16 protein-coding genes are annotated in these 20707 nt (G+C 71.4%); 10 read left to right on the top strand and 6 right to left on the bottom strand.

Translation table 11 applies throughout. The features are described from left to right. Positions 1 to 20: 20 nt before the first annotated feature. The 3 genes from O7604_RS09740 to O7604_RS09730 form a co-directional block, all read right to left on the bottom strand. Positions 21 to 1577, bottom strand: a complete 1557-nt coding sequence (locus tag O7604_RS09740; RefSeq protein ID WP_281579465.1) for a glycosyltransferase 87 family protein — start codon at positions 1575 to 1577, stop codon at positions 21 to 23. 120 nt (positions 1578 to 1697) lie between these two features. Then, on the bottom strand, positions 1698 to 4529 hold the full coding sequence (locus O7604_RS09735; protein WP_281579464.1) for a transglycosylase domain-containing protein: 2832 nt from the start codon (positions 4527 to 4529) through the stop codon (positions 1698 to 1700). Positions 4530 to 4723: 194 nt separating this feature from the next. Then, positions 4724 to 5170, bottom strand: a complete 447-nt coding sequence (locus O7604_RS09730) for a DUF5318 domain-containing protein (protein ID WP_281579463.1) — start codon at positions 5168 to 5170, stop codon at positions 4724 to 4726. A 175-nt stretch (positions 5171 to 5345) separates the two neighbouring features. On the opposite strand from O7604_RS09730, the gene O7604_RS09725 reads away from it, so the two are divergent. Together O7604_RS09725 and O7604_RS09720 are read left to right on the top strand one after the other, a co-directional pair. Then, positions 5346 to 5984 carry a PadR family transcriptional regulator gene (locus O7604_RS09725; protein WP_269703365.1) on the top strand — a complete coding sequence of 213 codons (639 nt, stop codon included), beginning with the start codon at positions 5346 to 5348 and terminating at the stop codon, positions 5982 to 5984. A 23-nt stretch (positions 5985 to 6007) separates the two neighbouring features. Next, positions 6008 to 7087 (top strand): inositol-3-phosphate synthase, encoded by a 1080-nt coding sequence (locus O7604_RS09720; RefSeq protein WP_269703364.1) that lies wholly within the window; start codon positions 6008 to 6010, stop codon positions 7085 to 7087. Between the two features lie 65 nt (positions 7088 to 7152). On the opposite strand, the gene O7604_RS09715 is transcribed toward O7604_RS09720, so the two are convergent. Then, complete coding sequence (locus O7604_RS09715) at positions 7153 to 7632, bottom strand: methylated-DNA--[protein]-cysteine S-methyltransferase (RefSeq protein ID WP_269703362.1); 480 nt, start codon at positions 7630 to 7632, stop codon at positions 7153 to 7155. 81 nt (positions 7633 to 7713) lie between these two features. On the opposite strand from O7604_RS09715, the gene O7604_RS09710 reads away from it, so the two are divergent. Further along, a complete protein-coding gene (locus O7604_RS09710) occupies positions 7714 to 8256 on the top strand; it encodes an NfeD family protein (protein WP_281579462.1) in 543 nt (180 codons plus the stop codon). Positions 8257 to 8281: 25 nt separating this feature from the next. Then, positions 8282 to 9790, top strand: coding sequence for a flotillin family protein (locus tag O7604_RS09705; protein ID WP_269703359.1), 1509 nt, complete (start codon positions 8282 to 8284; stop codon positions 9788 to 9790). Between the two features lie 57 nt (positions 9791 to 9847). Here O7604_RS09705 and O7604_RS09700 read toward each other — a convergent pair whose 3' ends face one another. Both O7604_RS09700 and O7604_RS09695 read right to left on the bottom strand, forming a co-directional pair. Continuing rightward, positions 9848 to 11884, bottom strand: a complete 2037-nt coding sequence (locus O7604_RS09700) for a S8 family serine peptidase (protein WP_269703357.1) — start codon at positions 11882 to 11884, stop codon at positions 9848 to 9850. Positions 11885 to 12061: 177 nt separating this feature from the next. After that, positions 12062 to 13522: a CCA tRNA nucleotidyltransferase gene (locus tag O7604_RS09695; RefSeq protein ID WP_269703355.1), complete on the bottom strand. Its 1461-nt coding sequence runs from the start codon at positions 13520 to 13522 to the stop codon at positions 12062 to 12064. 133 nt (positions 13523 to 13655) lie between these two features. Here O7604_RS09695 and murJ point away from each other — a divergent pair, with 133 nt between their 5' ends. The 6 genes from murJ to trxA all read left to right on the top strand — a co-directional run bounded on the left by murJ (position 13656) and on the right by trxA (position 20609). Next, the gene (gene murJ / locus O7604_RS09690) at positions 13656 to 15404 is read left to right on the top strand and encodes a murein biosynthesis integral membrane protein MurJ (protein WP_281579461.1); all 1749 of its coding nucleotides are present in this window, start codon (positions 13656 to 13658) and stop codon (positions 15402 to 15404) included. A 409-nt stretch (positions 15405 to 15813) separates the two neighbouring features. Beyond that, complete coding sequence (locus tag O7604_RS09685) at positions 15814 to 17424, top strand: protein kinase family protein (RefSeq protein WP_269703353.1); 1611 nt, start codon at positions 15814 to 15816, stop codon at positions 17422 to 17424. Between the two features lie 43 nt (positions 17425 to 17467). After that, positions 17468 to 18172 carry an RNA polymerase sigma factor SigM gene (gene sigM, locus O7604_RS09680; protein WP_269703350.1) on the top strand — a complete coding sequence of 235 codons (705 nt, stop codon included), beginning with the start codon at positions 17468 to 17470 and terminating at the stop codon, positions 18170 to 18172. Continuing rightward, positions 18169 to 19116 (top strand): hypothetical protein, encoded by a 948-nt coding sequence (locus O7604_RS09675; protein WP_281579460.1) that lies wholly within the window; start codon positions 18169 to 18171, stop codon positions 19114 to 19116. The genes sigM and O7604_RS09675 overlap by 4 nt, the downstream gene beginning before the upstream one ends. Positions 19117 to 19293: 177 nt before the next feature. Then, positions 19294 to 20247, top strand: coding sequence for a thioredoxin-disulfide reductase (gene trxB, locus O7604_RS09670; protein ID WP_030499494.1), 954 nt, complete (start codon positions 19294 to 19296; stop codon positions 20245 to 20247). Between the two features lie 38 nt (positions 20248 to 20285). Further along, the gene (gene trxA / locus O7604_RS09665) at positions 20286 to 20609 is read left to right on the top strand and encodes a thioredoxin (protein ID WP_013289375.1); all 324 of its coding nucleotides are present in this window, start codon (positions 20286 to 20288) and stop codon (positions 20607 to 20609) included. Positions 20610 to 20707: the final 98 nt, after the last annotated feature.

Genomic DNA, 20707 nt, shown 5'->3' with positions numbered 1-20707 from the left:
CCGGAACACGACCGGCTCGGTCACACCGGAACGGGTTCGGCGGGCCGTTCGGCGGCTCGTGCCCGCCAGCGCTGATGCCAGGGCGCGTCGGGTGCGCCGTCGAGCACCCCGCCGTCCGGGTCGTCGGCGTAGGTGTGCCGGATCACGTCCAGTTCGGGCCGCACGATGTCCCGGATGACGAACCCGCAGAGCACCACCACGGTGATCAGGCGCAGGCTCGACGCCAGCACGAAGACGCCCTCGGGGAAGACCGGCCGGGACATGGCAGTGCCGAGCAGTTCGCCGTAGAAGGCGGCGAAGTAGCCGACCTCGGCGACCTGCCAGGCGAGGAACGCGCCCCAGCGCGGCCGGGCGAGCACCGCGAGCGGCAGCAGCCAGAGCACGAACTGCTGGGACCACACCTTGCTGAAGATGAGGAACGCGGCGACCACAAGGAAGGCGAGCTGGGCCAGCCGGGGCCGGCGCGGCGCGAGCAGGGCCAGCCCGGCCACGCCGAGGCAGGCCAGCCCGAACAGCAGGTACGACAGCCAGTTGAGGGTGGGGATGTTCGCGTTCAGCCACTCGAAGGGCCCGAGTTCGCCGGGTGCGGACGGGCTGATCCGGCCGTCCAGGTAGCGGCCGATGTACCAGAGCGTGCCCCAGTCGATGGGGCGCGTGGTGTTCAGGTCGAAGAAGCGTTCCCAGTTCTCCCGGTACGGGATCGCCACCGGCAGGTTCACCGCCACGAGGGTCACCAGCGCGGTCGCCGTGGCGACCAGCCCGGCCAGCATCTTGCCGGCGCGCAACGCGAGGACCAGGATCGGCCCGAGGAGGAACAGCGGCCACATCTTGGCCGCCCCGCCCAGTCCGATGAGGACTCCTGCTACTCCGGGCAGCAGCAGCGCGTACCGGTCGGGCCGGGCGCGTGCCCAGGCCAGCAGGCCGAACGCGGCCAGGCCGATGGCGAGCAGGTCCCAGTTGACGGTGGCGGTGAGCACCAGAGCCGGGGAGAGCGCGAACAACGCGGCGTCCCACGGTCGTCGTCGGCGCAGGCTGAGGATCACCGCGACGGTGGCGACGGCGAGCGCGCCGAGCACCAGCGCGTTCAGGTTGTAGAACCACTGGCCCTGGTTGATGGCGGGGTTGTCGGAGCCGAGGGCGTGCACCGGGAGGCCGAGGGCGCCCATGAAGTAGCCGGTCAGCACCGGGTACTCCACCGGGTGGTCGGCGTAGGGGACCTTGCCCTCGTTGAGCCCTTCGGCGTAGTAGAGCGCCAGCACGTCGGTGTAGCACATCCGGGTGTACTGGATGTTGTTCTGCCAGGCGCCGTCCTGGCAGGGCGACTTCTGCACCCAGTGCAGGGCCAGCGTCAGGCACACCAGCGCCAGCACGATCCGGCCGGCGGTCCAGAACCGGCTCTCCCGGCCGGCGGGCCGGTCCAGGGCTGCGGCGTGGTCGCCGAGCGGACCGCCGATCAGTCCGGAGGCGCCGCGGACGAACCAGTCCGAGCGGGACGGATGGTCGATCGTCTCTGCCGATCGCGGCGCCGCCTCGGACGCGCCGGGCTCATCGATGCCTGCGGGCGACTGGGTGCTCATGGTGAGGCATCCTGCCGTACACCGGGGGTCGCCGTCCCGTCGCGCGCGGAGAAATTCCGGTACGCGAAACGCGGCGGCGGCCGGACCCGAGGTCCGGCCGCCGTCGTCAGGTGGTACGCGTCAGTTCTGTCGTGTCGGTGGTGTGCTCGGTAGCAACCCACCGCCGCCACCGCCGCCACCGGGCCGTCCACCACCGCCGGGGAGCCCGCCTCCACCGGGGTTGGTGCCACCCTGGTCGCCGCCACCACCCGGGGTGCCGCCGCCGGGCGTGCCGCCGGGGCAGAACAGGCCGAGCGGGTCGCAGTTCGGGCCGCCGGGCTGGCCGGGCTCGTTCGTCGGCGGGGGCGCCTCGCCGTTGCCGGTGTCGTCCTTGCCGATGTTCGCCGCGGGCGGGAACTCTTCCTTGTCCTTGCCCTTGAGCGCGTCGTTCATGAAGCGCTGGAAGATGTCACCCGGCATCCGGGCGCCACTGATGTCCCGGCCGTCCTTGTATTTGATCGCCTTGCGGTCCTTGACGTTGCCGACCCAGACCGCGGTGGCGAGTTGCGGCGTGTAGCCGATCATCCAGGCGTCACCGTTGCGGGTGGTCTTGTCGCCGAGTTCCCAGGTACCGGTCTTCTCGGCGACCTGCCGGCCCTCCTCGAGGCGCTTGTTGATCTGGCCCGGGTACTGCTTCAGCACTGAGGTGACGTCGGCGGCGACCTCCTTGTCGATCCGCTGCTCCCCCTTGAGCTTCTCCCCGCCGAGCGTGTCCCACTGGCCGGTGTCCGGATTCTGCTTCTGCACCTTCAGCACGAAGTGCGCCTTGTGGTACATGCCCTGGTTGGCGAAGGTGGCGACGCCGTTGGCGTGGTCGAGCACGGTGATCGGGTACTGGCCGTAGCCGATGACGTGGAAGAACGGCGACGGCGCGAGGTCCTTCGGGTCGGCCTTGGTCAGGTCGTGCGCCTTGGCCGGGTTGGTGTCGGTCTGCCACATGGTGGTCACACCGGCCCGCTTGGCCATGTCGAGCACCTTGTCCGGGCCGATCTGCTCGGTGATGTAGTAGAACGGCACGTTCAGCGACTTCAGCGTCGACTGTTCGAGCGTGCAGGAGTCACCGCAGGTGACCCGGTCCGCGCCGGCGTTGCTGACCTTGAACTTGGTGCCCTTCGGCGTGAACGCCGAGCCCTTCCACCGGGACTTCAGCGAGATGCCTTCCTTCAGCGCCGCCGCGAGCGTGTAGATCTTGAAGCTCGAACCCGGCGAGTGCCCGCCGCTGACCACGCCGTTGTCGACGTTCTTCCCGGCGTAGTCGGTGCCGGTGCCGTTGTCGCCGCCGTAGTAGGCGAGCACCCGGCCGGTCTTCGGGTCGATGGCCACCACGGCGGCCATCAGGTTCGGCGGCTGGCCGGCGAGTTCGGAGCCCTTCCGGGCCCGCTGGGCCGCGTCGAGCGCCGCCTCCTGCATCTTCCGGTTGATCGTGGTGGTGATCTTGTAACCACCCCGGCTCAGCGCCTTGGCGCACAGCGGCTTCTTCTCGGTCGCCTCGGCCTCGTTGTCGGTGCAGAGCTTCATCTCGCGCAGTTCCTGCGAGACGTAGTTGACGATGTTGCCGTACGGGGTGTCGATGCCGAAGCCGCCACCGCTGTTCTTCGACGGCTTCTGGATGTTCTTCGGGTACTCGGTGGGGTGGTTCGGCTTGTTCGGCGCATCGAGCCACTTCTCCGTGATCATGCCGTTGATCACGTAGTTCCACCGGTCCAGCGCGGCGGTCGGGTTGATCGCCGGGTCGTAGCCCTGGTGGGTGGCGCTCGGCTCCGGCTGCTTGATCAGCGCGGCGAGCACCGCGGCCTCCGCCACGTTCAGGTCCTTGACGTTCTTCTTGAAGTACGTCTGCGCCGCCGCCTGGATACCGTACGCGCCCCGGCCGAAGTAGATGATGTTCAGGTAGTGCTGCATGATCACGCGCTTGTCGTACGTGTCGTTCAGCTTGGAGGCGAGGATCGCCTCCTTGACCTTGCGGCCGTACGTGTCCTGGTTCAGGTTCTCGAACGCGTTGCGCGCGTACTGCTGGGTGATGGTCGAGGCACCCTGCTTGTCGCCGCCGGTGAGGTTGTTCCACGCGGCCCGGGCGATGCCCTTGTAGTCCACACCGGAGTGCTCGTAGAAGTTCCGGTCCTCCGCCGCGGCGACCGCGTGCTGGACGTGCTCCGGGATCTGGTCGATGGTGACCAGCTGGCGGTTCTGGTCGCCGATCCGGGCGACGGCGGTCTTGCCGGTCGAGTCGTAGATGGTGGTGGACAGCGGCGGGATGGTGTCCTCCGGGAGCACCACCTTGGTGGAGTACCAGGTGAAGCTCACCACACCGATGCCGGCGAGCATGATGAACACGGCGAAGCCGGCGATCAGCATGTTGATCCGGCGGCGCTTCTTTGCCCGCGCCGGGTCCTCGCCGCGGCCACGCCGGCCCGGGCCGGTCGGACCGCCGGGACCACCGGGACCGCCGCCGGAGGCGCCGGGCACCCGGGCGCGGCCACCCACGGCCGCCGCGCCGACGCTCGCACGTCCGCCCACGCTCGCCCGCCCGCCGACGCTTGCCGCGCCCACGCTCGCCGCGCCCACCGAGGCCCGCCCGGCCGGAGCGGCCGGGGAGACCGGCACCGACGCCCGGCCGGCGCCGGCGCGCCCGGAGGCGCCGGGCGCCGGCGAGACGGGCACCGAGGCGCGTCCGCCTGCGCCGGCCCGGCCGACCGAGGCCGAGCCTGCCGCTCCGCGCGGCGCCGGAGCGGCGCCACTGACCGAGGCCCGGCCACCCGCGCCGTACGGTGTCGCGGAGGCGCGCGCCGAGGCGCCGCCGTCCGCCGCGCCGGACCAACCGTTCCTTCCCCGGCTCCCTTCGGAACCGGGGTCGCCGTTCGGGCCCGGGATCTGGGCCCGCCCACGCGAAGAACTGGGATCGCCGTAGTTCATTCCTCACACCCTGCCGGTCGCGGTGGGGCGCGGGGGCGCCGCCACCGGGTTGCCGTGAGCTGGAACACGGGACGTTACCCGCCGGCGGTACCGGCGCGCGCCCGTCAAATCCGACCTATTCGGACCAATTACGCGTAAAGGCTGTCGATCCTGCCGCCCGGGGAATGGGCCGGCAGCGATCGGGACAGCCGCGTTCACCGTTGCGCCTCTCGCCTTCGCCGAGGGGTGGAGCCGTTGGCCGCGACCGATTCGTCCGCGCCCTCCGCCTCGCCCGCGAGGCCGTCCCGGCCGAGCAGGAACTGCTCGACGAGATGGTTCCAGTCGCAGCCGGGGCAGACCTCCACCACGAACACCTGGAACTCACGCAGCGTCATGGCCAGGACGGGCAACTCGGCCCGGGTACGCGCCTGGCCGGCCGACTGCTTGAGTTCGTCACCGTAAATGTAGTGGACGTGGATCAGGTTCTCGCTGCGGCAGATCGGGCAGCGGTGGTCGGTCGGCTCGCCGTGGAAACGAGCAGCGTTCTTCAGGTACGGCGAGGCGTCGCAGACGTCGTACGTGCCGATCCGCCCGGCGAGCAGTTCACGCAGCACAGCCCGCTTCTGAAGCGAGTAGTCGACGACCTGGCGCTGCGTACGCATGCGGGAAAGGGTACGCGCTCCGGCGAACCCAGGCGACCATGGTCACGATGCGTGATGAGCGCGTCGCGTAAGCAGGGGTTTGCCCCACCCTCCCCTCTCCGCTAACGTGCGATGTATCGGTCCGATACATCGCGGTGGTTAGCACTCCGCGCAGGGGGAAAAGAAGGGATGGCCCGTGCTCGAGCTCGCCATCCTCGGCCTCCTGCAGGAGGCGCCGATGCACGGCTACGAGCTGCGCAAGGAGCTGACCGCCAAGCTCGGCGCCATCCGGGCGGCGATCAGCTACGGCTCTCTCTACCCGACCCTGCGCCGGCTGCAGGCGGCGGGATGGATCACCGAAGCCGCCGAGACGCCCGCGACCGCCGAGGAGGTTCCCGCGCTGACCAGCCGACGCGGTCGGGTGGTCTACACCATTACCGCGGAGGGCAAGGAACGCTTCGCCCAGCTCATAGCGCAGGCTGGACCCGAGACGTACGACGACACGGGCTTCGGCGTGCACTTCGCGTTCTTCGCCCGGACCGACCAGGCCACCCGGCTCCGGATCCTGGAAGGTCGTCGTCGCAAGATCGAGGAACGTCGCGAAGGTCTTCGTGACGTGCTCGGCCGGGCAGCCGAGCGACTCGACGCGTACACCCTGGAACTGCAACGCCACGGGCTCGACGCCTGTGAGCGCGAGGTCCGCTGGCTGGAGGAGCTCATCGCCAACGAGCGCTCCGGCCGGGCCCCGGCCGACCCGCGACCCGGGACGGCCGGTGGCCGAGGAGACAACGACAGCCCGCCCACGCCTGGAACGTCCAGGAAAGAGCGGCCGTGATGAAGAAGAAGGAGGCAGACGCTATGGGCTCCGTCCGCGTCGCCATCGTCGGTGTGGGTAACTGCGCCTCGTCCCTCGTACAGGGCGTGGAGTACTACCGGAACGCCGACCCGAACGACCGCGTCCCGGGTCTCATGCACGTCACCTTCGGCGACTACCACGTTTCCGACGTGAAGTTCGTCGCGGCGTTCGACGTGGACGCCAAGAAGGTGGGCATGGACCTCGCGGAGGCGATCGTCGCCAGCGAGAACAACACGATCAAGCTGTGCGACGTGCCGCCGACCGGCGTCACCGTGCAGCGCGGCCCGACCTTCGACGGTCTGGGCCAGTACTACCGCGAGATCGTCGAGGAGTCGGACGCCAAGCCGGTCGACGTGGCGCAGGCGCTGCGCGACGCCCAGGTCGACGTGGTCGTCTCCTACCTCCCGGTGGGCTCCGAGGAGGCCGACAAGTTCTACGCCCAGGCCGCGATCGACGCCGGTTGCGCGTTCGTGAACGCCCTGCCGGTCTTCATCGCCTCCGACCCGGAGTGGGCGCAGAAGTTCACCGACGCCGGCCTGCCGATCGTCGGCGACGACATCAAGAGCCAGGTCGGCGCCACCATCGTGCACCGCGCCCTGGCGAAGCTCTTCGAGGACCGCGGGGTCGAGCTGCTGCGCACGTACCAGCTCAACTTCGGCGGCAACATGGACTTCATGAACATGCTGGAGCGCAACCGCCTGGTCTCGAAGAAGATCTCGAAGACCCAGTCGGTGACCTCCCAGATCCCGCACGAGATGAGCAAGAGCGACGTGCACATCGGCCCGTCCGACCACGTGCCGTGGCTGGACGACCGCAAGTGGGCGTACATCCGCCTGGAGGGCCGCTCCTTCGGCGACACCCCGCTCAACGCGGAGCTGAAGCTCGAGGTGTGGGACTCGCCGAACTCGGCCGGTGTCATCATCGACGCCGTCCGCGCCGCGAAGATCGCGCTGGACCGGAAGATCGGTGGCCCGATCCTCTCCGCCTCCTCGTACTTCATGAAGTCCCCGCCGGAGCAGTACGCCGACCACGACGCGCACGCCGCCGTCGAGGCGTTCATCGCCGGCGAGGTCGAGCGCTGACGCGCTGACACGCACGAGAAGGAAGGCCGGGTCCGCGCGGACCCGGCCTTCCTTCTTCGCGTACGTCAGGACCAGGCGCGCCGCAACGCCACTGACGCCTCCAGCTCCAGCAGCGTCACCTTGCGCGGCAGCCCGCCGCCGAAGCCGACCAGCTTGCCGCCCGCGCCGACGATCCGGTGACATGGCACGATCACCGGCACCGGATTGCGGTTGCAGGCCACCCCGACCGCCCGGGCGCCACCCGGGTCGCCGACCGCCTTCGCCACCTCGCCGTAGGTAGTCGTCTCGCCGTAGGGGATGCGGGTCATCTCCCGCCAGACGGCGCGCTCGAACTCCGAGCCGCGGGGCGCGGACACCGGCACCGTGAACTCGGTCAGCTCACCGGCGAAGTACGCCCGCAGCTCCGCCACCGCCAGCCGGGCCACCGCGTCGCCGGGCTCGTCGGCCGCCCCGTCCACCCGGCCGAAGTGCGCGCCGCGCACCGCGTCGTCGTCGGTGCCGACGGAGAACTCCCCGATCGGTGAGTCGAGCACGGTCCAGCGCATGCCACCCATTGTCGCTCGCCCGCCGACATTTCCCCGGCCGGGCTCTCTGAGGGCGGACTGGGCGAGCGCTGAGCGAAGTCGATGTTGCACGGCGCCGATACCGTGCAGGTCATGGCACCCGGGACGCTCATCTTCCTGATCATCGGCGGGATCGGTGTCGGCGTGCTGACCCTCGCCCTGCTCGGCTCGGGCGTGCTCCATTTCGGCCAGCCGGACGTCGACGGGCCGGTGTCGCTGGAGGCGGCCGCCGGTTTCACCGGGGCGTTCGGGTTCGGCGGCGCGATCGTCAACGAACTGCTCGGCGGTCGTACCCCCGGAATGATCGCGGCGGCGGTGGCCGGCGGCGCGCTCGCCGCCGTGCCCACCGGCTGGCTGGCGGCCCGGCTCAGCCGCGCGGCCCGCACCATGCGCACCGACGCCACACCCACCCGCGACCACCTGGCCGGCGCGATCGGCCTGGTGGTGACGCCGATCCCCAGCGGCGGCTACGGCGAGGTGCGGGTACGCCTCGCCGGCCAGCCGGTGAAGCTCAACGCTCGCGCCGACGGGCCGATCCCGGTCGGCACCCGCATCTTCGTGGTCGAAGCCCTGAGCGAGACCAGCGTGCACGTCGAGACCTACTGACACCACCACACAGACGGGAACCCCCATGCCCCTGCTCGTCGCCATCGGCGGCGCGGTCCTCCTCGCCGTCGTCCTCGTCCTCTTCGTGTTGTCCCGGATCAAGGTGGCCGGGCCGAACCAGGCGTTCATCGTCACCGGCCGCAAGGGCCGCACCACCCAGTCCGCCGACGGAGCCCGCTCCACCGACATGTCCGGGCAGAAGGTCGTGCTCGGCGCCTCGGTGTTCGTGCTGCCGGTGGTGCAGAAGCTCCAGTCGCTCGACCTGTCCAGCCGCCGGATCGACGTCAGCATCCGCGGCGCGGTGAGCAAGCAGGGCATCCGCACCGAGCTGCACGGCGTGGCGATCGTGAAGGTCGGCGGCACCGAGGACGCGATCCGCGCCGCCGCCCAGCGCTTCCTGAACCAGCAGGAGGAGATCGACAACTTCACCCGCGAGGTGCTCGCCGGCGCGCTGCGCTCGATCGTCGGGCGGCTCACCGTCGAGGAGATCATCCGGGACCGGGCGGCGTTCGCCAGCGCGGTCGCCGAGGAGGCCGAGCACTCGATGACCAACCAGGGCCTGGTGCTCGACACGTTCCAGCTCCAGGACATCCTGGCCGAGGGTTCCTACCTCCAGGACCTGGGCCGCCCGGAGGCGGCCCGGGTGCTCAAGGACGCGGCCATCGCCGAGGCGCGGGCCCGCCAGCAGGCCGAGCAGGAGCGGCTGCTCGCCGAGGAGGCGATCGCCGAGGCGAACCGGAACCTTGCGCTCAAGCAGGCCGGCATCCAGGCCGAGATCGACGCGGCGAAGGCGAAGTCGGCCGCGGCCGGTCCGCTCGCGCAGGCCGAGCGGGACCAGGCGATCCTCTCGGAGCAGCAGAAGGTGGCCGAGCGCAACGCCGAGCTGAAGCAGCGCCAGCTCGACACCGAGGTGCGCAAGCCGGCCGACGCCGCCCGGTACAAGGTCGAGCAGGAGGCCGAGGCGAACCGTAACGCGGCGGTGCTCAACGCCGACGCGCAGCGCCAAGCTACGATCGCGGCCGCGCAGGCCTCCGCCGAGCAGGCCCGCCTCACCGGTGAGGGCGAGCGGGCCCGCCGGGCCGCGCTGGCCGAGGCGAACGCGATCGAGGGCGCCAAGGAGGGTGAGGCCGAGCAGCGTCGCCGTTCTGCGATCGCCGAGGCGGTCGAGCGGGAGGGCCAGGCCGAGGCCGCGGCCATCCTCGCCAAGGGTCAGGCCGAGGCCGACGCGATGGCCCGCAAGGCCGAGGCGTTCGCCGCGTACGGCGAGGCGGCCGTGCTGGACCTGCTGGTCAAGGTGCTGCCCGAGGTGGTCGGCGCGGCCAGCGCCCCGATCGGCGCGATCGACAAGATGACGGTGATCTCCACCGACGGCGCGTCGTCGCTGACCAAGTCGGTGGCCGGAAACGTCGCCCAGGGGCTGCAGCTCGGCAGCGACCTGACCGGCATCGACCTGGCCGGCCTGCTGGCCCGGCTGGGCAGCAGCGCGCAGAACAACGGCAAGACCACCGTGGACGGCACCACCGTCACCCCGTGACGACGACGCCCGCCGGTTCCCCTCGGGGAGCCGGCGGGCGTCGCGCTGTGGTACGGGTCAGAGCACGGCGACGACGAACTTCTCGCCGGCACCCAGACCGAGGGTCGGGCTGTTCCAGTCGATGGTCCGGCCGGCGATGAGCTGGCTGGTGCCGGCGCTGCCGGCGGTGACCGCCTTCTCGTTGATGTTCGCGTACAGGTAGACCGAGCCGTCGGCGTTGTAGTCGAGGAACGACATCCCCTCCCACGCGCCGATCGAGGCGCCCCGGGCGATCAGCGGCTTCGCCCCGGCGCTCTCCGCCGTCACGAACTTGCCGTTGATCTGGGCCTTCAGGCCGAAGGTGCCGAAACCGTCGCCGACGTTCACCAGCTCGTACTTCTCCCAGGCGCCGACCGTCGCCGCGCGGGCGATCAGCGGCTTCGCCCCGGCGCTCTCCGCCGTCACGAACTTGCCGCTGGCCACCGACTTGATGCTCACGAGCGGCGCCGGTGCGTCGAAGTCGAACTTCTCGGCGGTGCCGATCGCGGTCTTGCTCGCGATCAGCGGGGAGGTGGCGCTCGGCGCGGTGACGTACCTGCCGTTGATCGCCGCCTTCAGGCTGATCGTGCCGTCGGTGTTGTCGATGATCTGGAACTTCTCCCAGGCGCCGATGGTGGCCGCGCGGGCGATCAGCGGCTTCGCGCCGGCACTCTCCGCCGTGACGAACTTGTTCGTGACCCGCGCCCGCAGGCCGAACAGCCCTCCGCCGGCGTCGACCACGTCGTACTTCTCCCAGGCGCCGATGGCGGTGCCCCGGGCGATCAGCGGCTTCGTCCCGGCACTCTCCGCGGTGACGTACCGGCCGTTGACCCGGGCCTTGAGCCCGTACGAGCCGCGCGCCGTCACGGCCGAGCCGATGTGCAGCAGCCGGTCGGTGGAGCCCATGATGTCGTGCACCGCGCCGCCGATGCCGGTGGTCACGACCGAGTCCCGCACCTGCTGCGGCGACCAGCCCGGGTGCTCCTCCAGCAGCAGTGCGGCGGCGCCCGCCACGTGCGGGGACGCCATCGACGTGCCGCTCATCGACTCGGTGCCGGCGCTGGTGCCGGCCTTGGCCGAGACGATGCCGGTGCCGGGGGCGAACAGGTCCAGGCAGCGGCCGTAGTTGGAGAACCAGGCGCGCATGTCGACCCGGTCGGTGGCGCCGACGGTGATGGCGGCGGGCACGCTCGCCGGGGAGGAGGCGCAGGCGTCCTGCATGCTGTTGCCGGCGGCGACCGCGTAGGTGATGCCGGAGGCGATCGAGCGGGTGACCGCGTCGTTCACGGCCTGGTCGACCCGGTCGACGCCGAGGCTCATGTTCGCCACGGACGGCCCGGTGGCGTTGGCGGTGACCCACTCGATGCCGGCGATCACCTGCTCGGTGTCGCCCGCGCCGTCGCAGTTGAGCACCCGGACGGCGACCAGGTCGACGCCCTTGGCGACGCCGTACGTCGTGCCGCCGATAGTGCCCGCCACGTGGGTGCCGTGCCCGTCGCAGTCCTGCGCGACGTTGTCCTGCTCGACCGCGTCGTAGCCGTTGCGGGCCCGCCCGTCGAAGTCCTGGTGGTCGATGTCGATGCCGGTGTCGATCACGTACGCGGTCACCCCGGCGCCGGTGGCCGGGTAGGTGTACTTGCCGTCGGTCCGGGTCTTGAGCTGGTCGATCCGGTCCAGGCCCCACGGCGGGGTGGTCTGGGTGCCGGCGGTGCTCCAGCGCTGGACCTGCTGGACGTACTCGACGTCCGGGTCGGCGGCGAGCCGCGCGGCCTGCCGGGCGTCCATGGTGGCCGAGTAGCCGTTCAGCGCCTTGCCGAAGACCCGGCGGACGGTGCCGCCGTGCTCGCCGGCCAGCGCGGACGCGGCGGACTTCACCTTGGCCGGAGGGGTCTTGCCCTTCTTGAGGACCACGATGTACCGGCCGGGCACCGCCTCGGCCGTGCCGGCGCCGCGGACCGACGGTCGCTTCGGGTCGGCGAGGGCCGGCCCGGCGACTGTGGCGCAGAGGATGGAGGTGGCGCTGGTGAGGGCGATCCCCACCAGCGCGGAGCGGCGCAGGCCGCCGTGACGTGTCATGAATTGACTCCCCGTGTCAAGCGACCGTCCGGAGCGGACGGGCGGATGAGATCGGACCAGCCGCATCTGTCGATTCGGCGGCTGCCGATGACTCATCATGCGGGAGACATCGACCGGAACGGGTCACCCGTTCGGTCGACACGCCGCCGTATCGTCGTCAGATCAAGGACGCCGGTCTCAGCCGGTGATGCCCTCGTCGCGCGCCCAGCGCAGCAGCTCCGCCTCGGCCTCGTCGCGGTCCAGCGGCCCGCGCTCCAGGCGCAACTCCTTGAGGTACTGCCAGGCGCGACCGACCACCGGCCCCGGCGGTACGCCGAGCAGCTCCATGATCGCGTTGCCGTCCAGGTCGGGCCGTACCCGGGCCAGGTCCTCCTCGGCGGCGATCCGGGCGATCCGCTCCTCCAGCGCGTCGTAGTCGGCCGCGAGCTGCGCGGCCTTGCGCCGGTTGCGGGTGGTGCAGTCGGACCGGGTCAGCTTGTGCAGCCGGGACAGCAGGTCACCGGCGTCGGTGACGTACCGGCGCACCGCCGAGTCGGTCCACTCGCCCCGGCCGTACCCGTAGAAGCGCAGGTGCAGCCCGACCAGCTTGACCACCTGGGAGGTGATCTCCTTGGAGTAGCGCATCGCCTTCATCCGGTTCTTGGTCAGCCGGGCGCCGACCACCTCGTGGTGGTGGAAGCTGACCCGGCCGTCCGCGCCGACCGCCTTGGTGGCCGGCTTGCCGACGTCGTGCATGAGCGCGGCCATCCGCAGCACGAAGTCGCAGCCGTCGGACTCCAGCGACATGGCGTTGCTGACCACTGTGAGCGTGTGCTCGTAGACGTCCTTGTGCTGGGCGTGCTCGTCGATGGTGAGCTTCAGGCCGGTCAGCTCGGGCAGGAAGCGCTCGGCCAGCCCGGTGTCGACGAGCAGGCGCAGCCCGGTGATCGGGTCGGCGCCGCAGAGCAGCTTGGTGAACTCGTCCCGGATCCGCTCGGCCGTGATCCGGTCCAGGTCCGTGGCCATCTCGGTCATCGCCGCGCGGACGTCCGGGTGGACGGCGAAGCGGAGCTGGGCGGCGAACCGGGCCGCGCGCAGCATCCGCAGGGGGTCGTCGCGGAACGACTCCTGCGGCGTCCCGGGGGTACGAATGATCTTGGCGGCCAGGTCGGCCAGCCCGCCGTACGGGTCGGTGAACCGGTGGTCGGGAAGGCTGACCGCCATCGCGTTGACGGTGAAGTCGCGGCGCTTGAGGTCTTCGGTCAGGCTCGTGCCGTACTGCACCACCGGGTTGCGGCTGACCTGGTCGTAGACCTCCGCGCGGAACGTGGTGATCTCCAGGTTGAGGCCGTCGCGCTGGCAGGCGATGGTGCCGAACTCGCGTCCGGTCTCCCAGATCGACTCCGCCCAGCCGCGAATGACCTTGATGGTGTCGTCCGGGTGGGCGTCGGTGCAGAAGTCGAGGTCGTTGCCGAGCCGGCCGAGCAGCGCGTCGCGGACGGATCCGCCCACCAGGTGCAGTTCGTGACCGGCCCGGGCGAAGCGCCGGCCCAGCTCGTCGGCGACCGGCGAGACTCGGAGCAGTTCGGCGACGGCGTTGCGCTGCGCGGCGGTCAGTTCGCGGCGGTCGGCGGCGTGGGAGGCGGAGGCTTCGGACATGGGATCGCCAGCCTATCGGGCCGGAGGTGGATCGACCGCGCCGGGCGCGGGTAACGGGCCCGGGTTGACTAAGGTTCCGGTTGGGCGGGGCCGGCCGGGCCCGGTTTGCCACGTACCCCTTGGAGGCTGGTAGATGAGCGGCGGGCTCTACCGCAGCGCGAACGCGCACGGCGGCGGCCTGCCGCCGGACGACGGCGCCACCTTCATCTCCGCCGAGCCGCTGAACCAGCCCGGCGTCGAGGCCGTCGCGCCGCCGCAGGAGGTGGTCGCCGAGACCAGCGCCGCGGCGAACAGCGCGGTGATGGCCATCGGCAGCCTGGTGAGCCGGGGTACGGGGTTCATCCGCAACCTGATGATCGGCGCCGCGCTCGGCACCATGGTCGGCGACGCGTTCACCACCGCGCAGTTCCTGCCCAACCAGGTCTACGAGTTCCTGCTCGGCGGCGTGCTGACGAGCGTCCTGGTGCCGGTGCTGGTCCGCCGGCGCAAGATCGACGCGGACCGGGGTGAGGCGTACGCGCAGCGCCTGCTGACCCTCGCGGTGCTGGCCCTCGCCGCCACCGCGCTGATCGCTGTGGTGCTGGCGCCGGTACTTACCGCCCTGTACGCGGCCGGCAGCGACGACCCGGCGTACACCACGCTCGTCACCCGGCTGTCGTACCTGATGCTGCCGATGCTGTTCTTCACCGGCATCAGCGCGCTGATCGCCGCGGTGCTGAACACCCGAGGGCACTTCGCCGCCCCCATGTGGGCGCCGATCCTCAACAACATCGTGTCCATCTGCACGTTCGGCCTGTACATCGTCGTCTACAGCGCGAAGGCGCTGCCGCCCGGCGAGGTGGGCTGGGACCGGATCCTGCTGGTCGGCGGCGGCACCCTGCTGGGCGTGGCGGTGCAGGCGATCGGCCTGCTGCCCGCGCTGCGCAAGGTCGGCTTCCGGTGGAAGGCGCGGTTCGACTTCCGCGAGCTGGGGCTGCGCGAGCTGGCCCGGCTCGGCGCCTGGATGTTCTGCTACGTCGCGGTCAACCAGCTCGGCCTCTTCGTGGTGGTCAACCTGCTCAACCGGGCCACCGGCGGGGACGGCGAGAACGCCGGCCTGCTGATCTACAACAACGTCTTCCTGCTGCTGATGATGGCGCACGGCATCATCGCCGTCTCGATCATCACCGCGCTGATGCCGCGGATGAGCGCGGCCGCGGCCGAGAACCGCTTCCACGACGTCACCGCCGACCTGTCCCGGGGCACCCGGATGGTCACCGCGGTGCTCGCGCCCATCGCGGTCTGCTACGCGGTGCTGGCCGCCCCGATCTCGGTGGTGGTGTTCCGGTACGGCGCGTTCACCGGCGACAACGCGGTGGCCACCTCGACGGTGCTGCTGGTGGCGGCGATCGGCCTGGTGCCGTTCGCGGTCAGCCAGCTGTTCACCTTCGCGTTCTACGCGCTGCCGGACACCCGTACCCCGGCTCTGATCAACATTCCGGTGGTGGCGCTGCGCGTCCTGCTCCAGGTGGGCCTGTTCCTGATCTTCTCGAACACGTTCGCGGCGGCCGGGATGATGCTCGGCAACGCCGTGTCGTACCTGGCGGCGGCGATCATCTCGGCGATGCTGCTGCGGCCCCGGGTGGGCCGGATCGGGCTCGGCGGGATCATGCGGACGCTCGGCCGGGTGGTCGTGGCGGCGATCGGCGCCGCGCTGGTCGGCCTGCTCGTGGTCGCGGTGCTCCCCGGCGACCCGGCGGACCTGAGCTGGCTCGCCGCCGCGGTCCAGTTGGTGATCGGCGGAGCGGCGATCGGCGCGACCTACCTCGGGCTCGCGATGGTGCTGCGGATCGGCGAGATCACCGAGGTGGTCGGGATGGTCCGGCGGCGCCTCGGGCGTTGACCGCCTCGGTGACCGACGGTGAACGAGGATCACCAGGCTGGGGATACGGCTGTGGATAACTTGGAATTTCCCCGTCCACTGGGCCTCTCGGCCTGTGGACAACCAACCGTACGGACGAGGGAGCGCAGGCCGGGGCGGGGAAAACCTCCCCGCCGCCGCACCGGTACGCCCCTGTGCCGCCTCCTTGCCGTCAACCTCTAGATTGGCGGTGCGTGTCCGGCTCGCCCGCCGGGTGGGCGGGTGACCCGGCCGGGGCCCGCGGCGACTGGCCTTCCGGCCGGTCACAGCGGGAAGATGACATGTCGGAGAACCGGGCATCCCGGGTAAGGTCGCTCTCGACGGGTACGACCGGGATCGACGCGGGTGTCGACACCGCGGCCGTTCCACCGAAGGCAGAGCGGGAAGCCACATGCCCAGCAGCACGGGTCCATCGATCGACGCGATCACCGAGGGAGGACGGGTGACCCAGGTCGGCGAGGGTCAGGAAGCGGAGGAGACCTCTCCTGCGGTCGTGACCTTCGGTGCTCCCACGGTCGGTGAGCTGCTCGCCGAGCGGTACGAACTGGTCGAGCACATCAACAACGACAGCGCGGGCCGGCTGGTCTGGCGCGGTGTCGACGTGGTGCTCCGCCGTCCCGTCGCCGTGGTCCTCCGCTACCCGGGTGGCGACTCCGCCACCGAGATGCTCCAGGCCGCGGTCGCCGCGAGCCGCGTCATCCACCCGAACCTGGTCGGCGTCTACGACGCGATCGACGAGGACGACCGGGCCTACGTGGTCCGCGAGTGGGTCGACGGGCAGTCGCTGCGCGAGATGGTCGCCGCCGACGGGCCGCTGGACCCGGCCCGGGCCACCGCGATCGGCAACGCCGTCGCCAGTGCCCTCGCCGCCGTGCACGCCACCGGCATGGTGCACGGCAACCTCCACCCCGGCACCGTCATGATCAGCGACGACGGCCGGGTGGTGCTCGCCGACGCGCGTACCGACGGGGCGGACAGCCAGGAGAACGACCTGCGGGCGGTCGGCGGGGTGCTCTACTTCGCCCTCACCGGGCACTGGCCGCACGGCGAGGCCCCGCTGCACGGCGCCACCGCCGGGCACGGCCGCGCCGCTCTGCCGGACGCCGTACGGGACGCCGGCGGTGCCATCGCCGCGCCCCGGCAGATGCGCGCCGGTGTGCCGGCCTACCTCGACGACCTCACCATGGATCTGCTCGACTCGGAGATCCCCCCGCCGTCGTCGGACGTGCTGGCCGCCGAGTTGAGCCGGCTCGACATCCCGGCGGACGAGCAGTTCCTGGAGCAGGCCGGCCCGCTGCGCTTCGCCGCCGACCCCGGCGAGGAGCCCTCCCCGCTGGCCGCGGCCGGCGGCCGCAAGGTCGCCATCGGCATCGCCGGCCTGCTGGCGGTGGCCCTGGTCGGGCTGCTCATCGGCATCAACGCGCTCGGTGGTGGCGACGACGGCGACAAGGAGCCGGTCGCCCAGCCGTCGAACAGCGCGCCGGCGACCGGGGGCGGGACCGAACCCGCCGCGCAGGTCCGCAAGCTCACCATCGAGGCCGTACGGATCATCGACCCGGACGGCGACCGCGCCGAGGTGCGCAACGCCGAGAAGGTCATCGACGGGGACGACGACGAGGGCTGGGAGACCAACACCTACCGGACGAACGCCAAGTTCGGCGGCATCAAGAAGGGCATGGGCGTCTGGATCGACCTGGGCGCCCCGCACTCGGTCAAGCAGTTGGAGGCCACGCTCTCGGCCACCGGCGCCACCGTCGAGTTGCGCGCCGGCACCCGCGGCGACTTCCCGTCCACGTCCTCCGGTGACAAGCAGCTCGTCAACGCCTACTCGACGATGATCGGGCCGGCGAACGAGGACGGCGGCACAAAGATGATCTTCAACGCCTTCGAGCCGGACCAGAAGTACCAGTACCTGCTGTTCTGGATCACCAAGCTGCCGGTGAAGGACAACGGCAACACCTGGAAGCTCGGCGTCCAGGAGATCGTGGTCCAGGGCTCGTGACCCGGCCGCCGTCCCCGCCGCGCCACCGCCGCCGGATGTGGTGATGGCGGACCGCGACGGCACGCGTCCCGGCCGCTCCGACCTGGAGCTGCTGCGGGCGCACGCGGCCGGCGACCGGGATGCCTTCACCGAGCTGTTCCAGCGGCACCGGGACCGCCTCTGGGCGGTCGCGCTGCGGACGATCGGCGACCGTGAGGAGGCCGCCGACGCCCTCCAGGACGCCATGCTGTCGGCGCACCGCGCGGCGGCCCGATTCCGGGGCGACTCGGCGGTCACCACCTGGCTGCACCGCATCGTGGTGAACGCCTGCCTGGACCGGATCCGGCGGCGGCAGACCCACGCCACCGTCCCGCTGCCCGACGGGGTGCACACCGACGGCGAACCGGGCCGGCACACCGGCGGTCCGGAACCGGCCGCGCCCGCGCGCGACCACGACACCGCGCTCGTGGTCCGGCAGGCGCTCGAGGCACTGCCCGCCGAACAGCGGGCCGCGCTGGTCCTGGTCGACGTGCAGGGCTATCCGGTGGCCGAGGTCGCCGCCATGCTCGGCGTCGCCGAGGGAACAGTCAAGAGCCGGTGCGCCCGTGGGCGGGCCCGCCTCGCCGTGCTTCTCGGGCACCTGCGGACCGGCACCGACGCCCCGGCCGGCGACGTGCCGCGGCTCACCTCCGGGAACCGTAGGCGCCCCGAGGGCGTCGGATCCTCGTCGGGATCGTCCCGTCAGGCCGTCAGCCAGGAGGAGCCGTGACTTCCCGGGAGTTCAGCGAGGTCGACCACGACCTGCTCGCCGACTACCTCGGCGGGGCGCTGGACGGCACCCCCGAGCAGGCCACCGTGGCGCGGCTGGTCGAGCAGGACCCGGCGTGGCGTGCCGCGTACGAGGATCTCGCCGACGCGGTCGGCCTGGTCGGCGCGGATCTGGCCGCCTGGGCCGCGGACCCCGCGCCGGAGATGCCGCAGGCGGTGGCCGACCGGATCACCGCGGCGCTCGCCGGGGCCGGTCCCGCGCTGCGCGACGGTACGCCGGTCGTGCCGGCGCAGCCCGGCGGCGCGAGCCGGCCACCCGGTACTGCCCCCCGTCCCGACCGGCACAGCGGACCCGGTCGCCGCCCTCGGCGCTGGGCCCGTATCGCCGGGCCGGTGGCGCTGGCCGCGGCCTCGGTCGCCGCGGTGGGGCTCGGTGTGGGCCGGATGGCCGACTCGGGCGACGGCGGCGTCAGCACCGCCGACCGGGCGGGCGGGGAGGCGGCACCGATGGCCGCCGCGCCCTACCGGACCACCGGACCGGCAGTGCGCAGCGGCACCGACTGGACGCCGGAGCGCCTCGCCGCGGGCGGGGCACTGGCCGGGACGAAGTCGAGCACGGGGGACATGGCCGGGCCGTCCGGCGCGGCGAAGGACGGCGCGGAGACGCCCCTGTACAGCGAGGGCCAACGCCTCGGCGCCGCCGGCGGGCTGGACCGGCTGGCCCGGCCGGAGACGCTCGCCGCGTGCCTGACCGCGATCGGCGCCGAGCACGGCGCCGGGCCGCTCACCGTGACCATGGTCGACTACGCCCGCTACCAGGGCACCCCGGCGCTCGTGGTGACGTTCGCGGACGCGACCGGCGCCCGCTGGGGCTGGGTGAGCGGGCCGGAGTGCGGGGTACCCGGGTCCGGCGCGGACACGCGGTTCCGGACGCGGGTAGGGTGAAAACGCGGTCACGACGCTTGTCCCGTCACGTGACCTGACCCACCGGATGACCGGCTCGGGAATCCCCGCTTCGTACGATGACGTTCTGCAAGTCAGGCGCCGGCGCCCCCAGAGCCGTCGGCACTCGGGATCGACATCGGTGCGGCCGGTGACGAACACACACATCGGGAGACGGCAGTGGACGAGGTCCGCAACCTGATCATCATCGGCTCCGGTCCGGCCGGCTACACGGCGGCGGTCTACGCGGCCCGCGCCAACCTGAAGCCCTTGGTGATCGAGGGCGTTCAGTCGGGTGGCGCGCTGATGACCACCACCGAGGTGGAGAACTTCCCCGGCTTCGCCGACGGCATCCTCGGCCCCGAGCTGATGGACAACATGCGCAAGCAGGCCGAGCGTTTCGGCGCCGAGTTCCTCACCGACGACGTGACGCGCGTCGAGCTGAAGGACACCGGCGAGATCGGGTCCGACGCGGTGAGCACCGTGTGGGTGGGCGAGACCGCGTACCGCGCCCGCGCCGTCATCCTCTCCACCGGCTCGGCCTGGCGTCCGCTGGGTGTGCCGGGCGAGCAGGAATACCTGGGCCACGGCGTGTCGTCCTGCGCCACCTGTGACGGCTTCTTCTTCCGCAACCAGCACATCGTGGTGGTCGGCGGCGGCGACTCGGCGATGGAGGAGGCGAGCTTCCTCACCCGCTTCGCCGAGTCGGTGACGATCATCCACCGCCGCGACTCGTTCCGCGCCAGCAAGATCATGGCCGACCGGGCGCTGGGCAACGAGAAGATCAAGGTCGAGTGGAACTCCGTGGTCGAGGAGATCCTCGGCGACGACGGCAAGGTCAACGGCGTACGGGTGCGCAACGTGCACACCGGCGAGAGCAAGGTGCTCGACGTCACGGGCGTGTTCGTGGCGATCGGGCACGACCCGCGCAGCGAGCTGTTCCGCGGCCAGGTGGAGCTGGACGACGAGGGGTACGTGAAGGTGGAGGCCCCCAGCACCCGTACCAGCGTGCCCGGTGTGTTCGCGGCGGGTGACGTCGTCGACCACACCTACCGGCAGGCCATCACGGCGGCCGGCACCGGCTGCGCCGCCGCGCTGGACGCCGAGCGGTTCATCGCCACCATCCAGGGCTGAGAGTTCCACGAGCAAGGTTCGGAGGAGGAGAGTTCATAGTGGGAGCAACCAAGGCGGTCACGGACGCCAGCTTCGTCAGTGACGTGCTGCAGTCCGACAAGCCGGTGCTGGTCGACTTCTGGGCGGAGTGGTGCGGCCCCTGCCGCAAGGTCTCGCCGCTGCTGGAGGAGATCGCCGGCGAGATGAAGGACCAGGTCACCATCGTCAAGCTCAACATCGACGAGAACCCGGAGACGGCCCGCGCCTACCGGGTGATGTCGGTGCCGACGCTGACCATCTTCAAGAACGGCCAGCCGGTGCAGTCGATCGCCGGCGCCAAGCCGAAGGGCGAGCTGGTCAAGCTCATCGAGTCGGCGCTCTGAGCCGTACCGACACCGCCGCAACCCCCGTCACCACACCCGGTGGCGGGGGTTGCGGCTTTCCTGACCTGCATGAACACGAACCCGTTGGGTATCGGCCA

The organism is Micromonospora sp. WMMA1947 (assembly GCF_027497355.1).
Classification (GTDB): domain Bacteria; phylum Actinomycetota; class Actinomycetes; order Mycobacteriales; family Micromonosporaceae; genus Micromonospora.
This window is presented reverse-complemented; position numbering and strand designations above follow the sequence as displayed.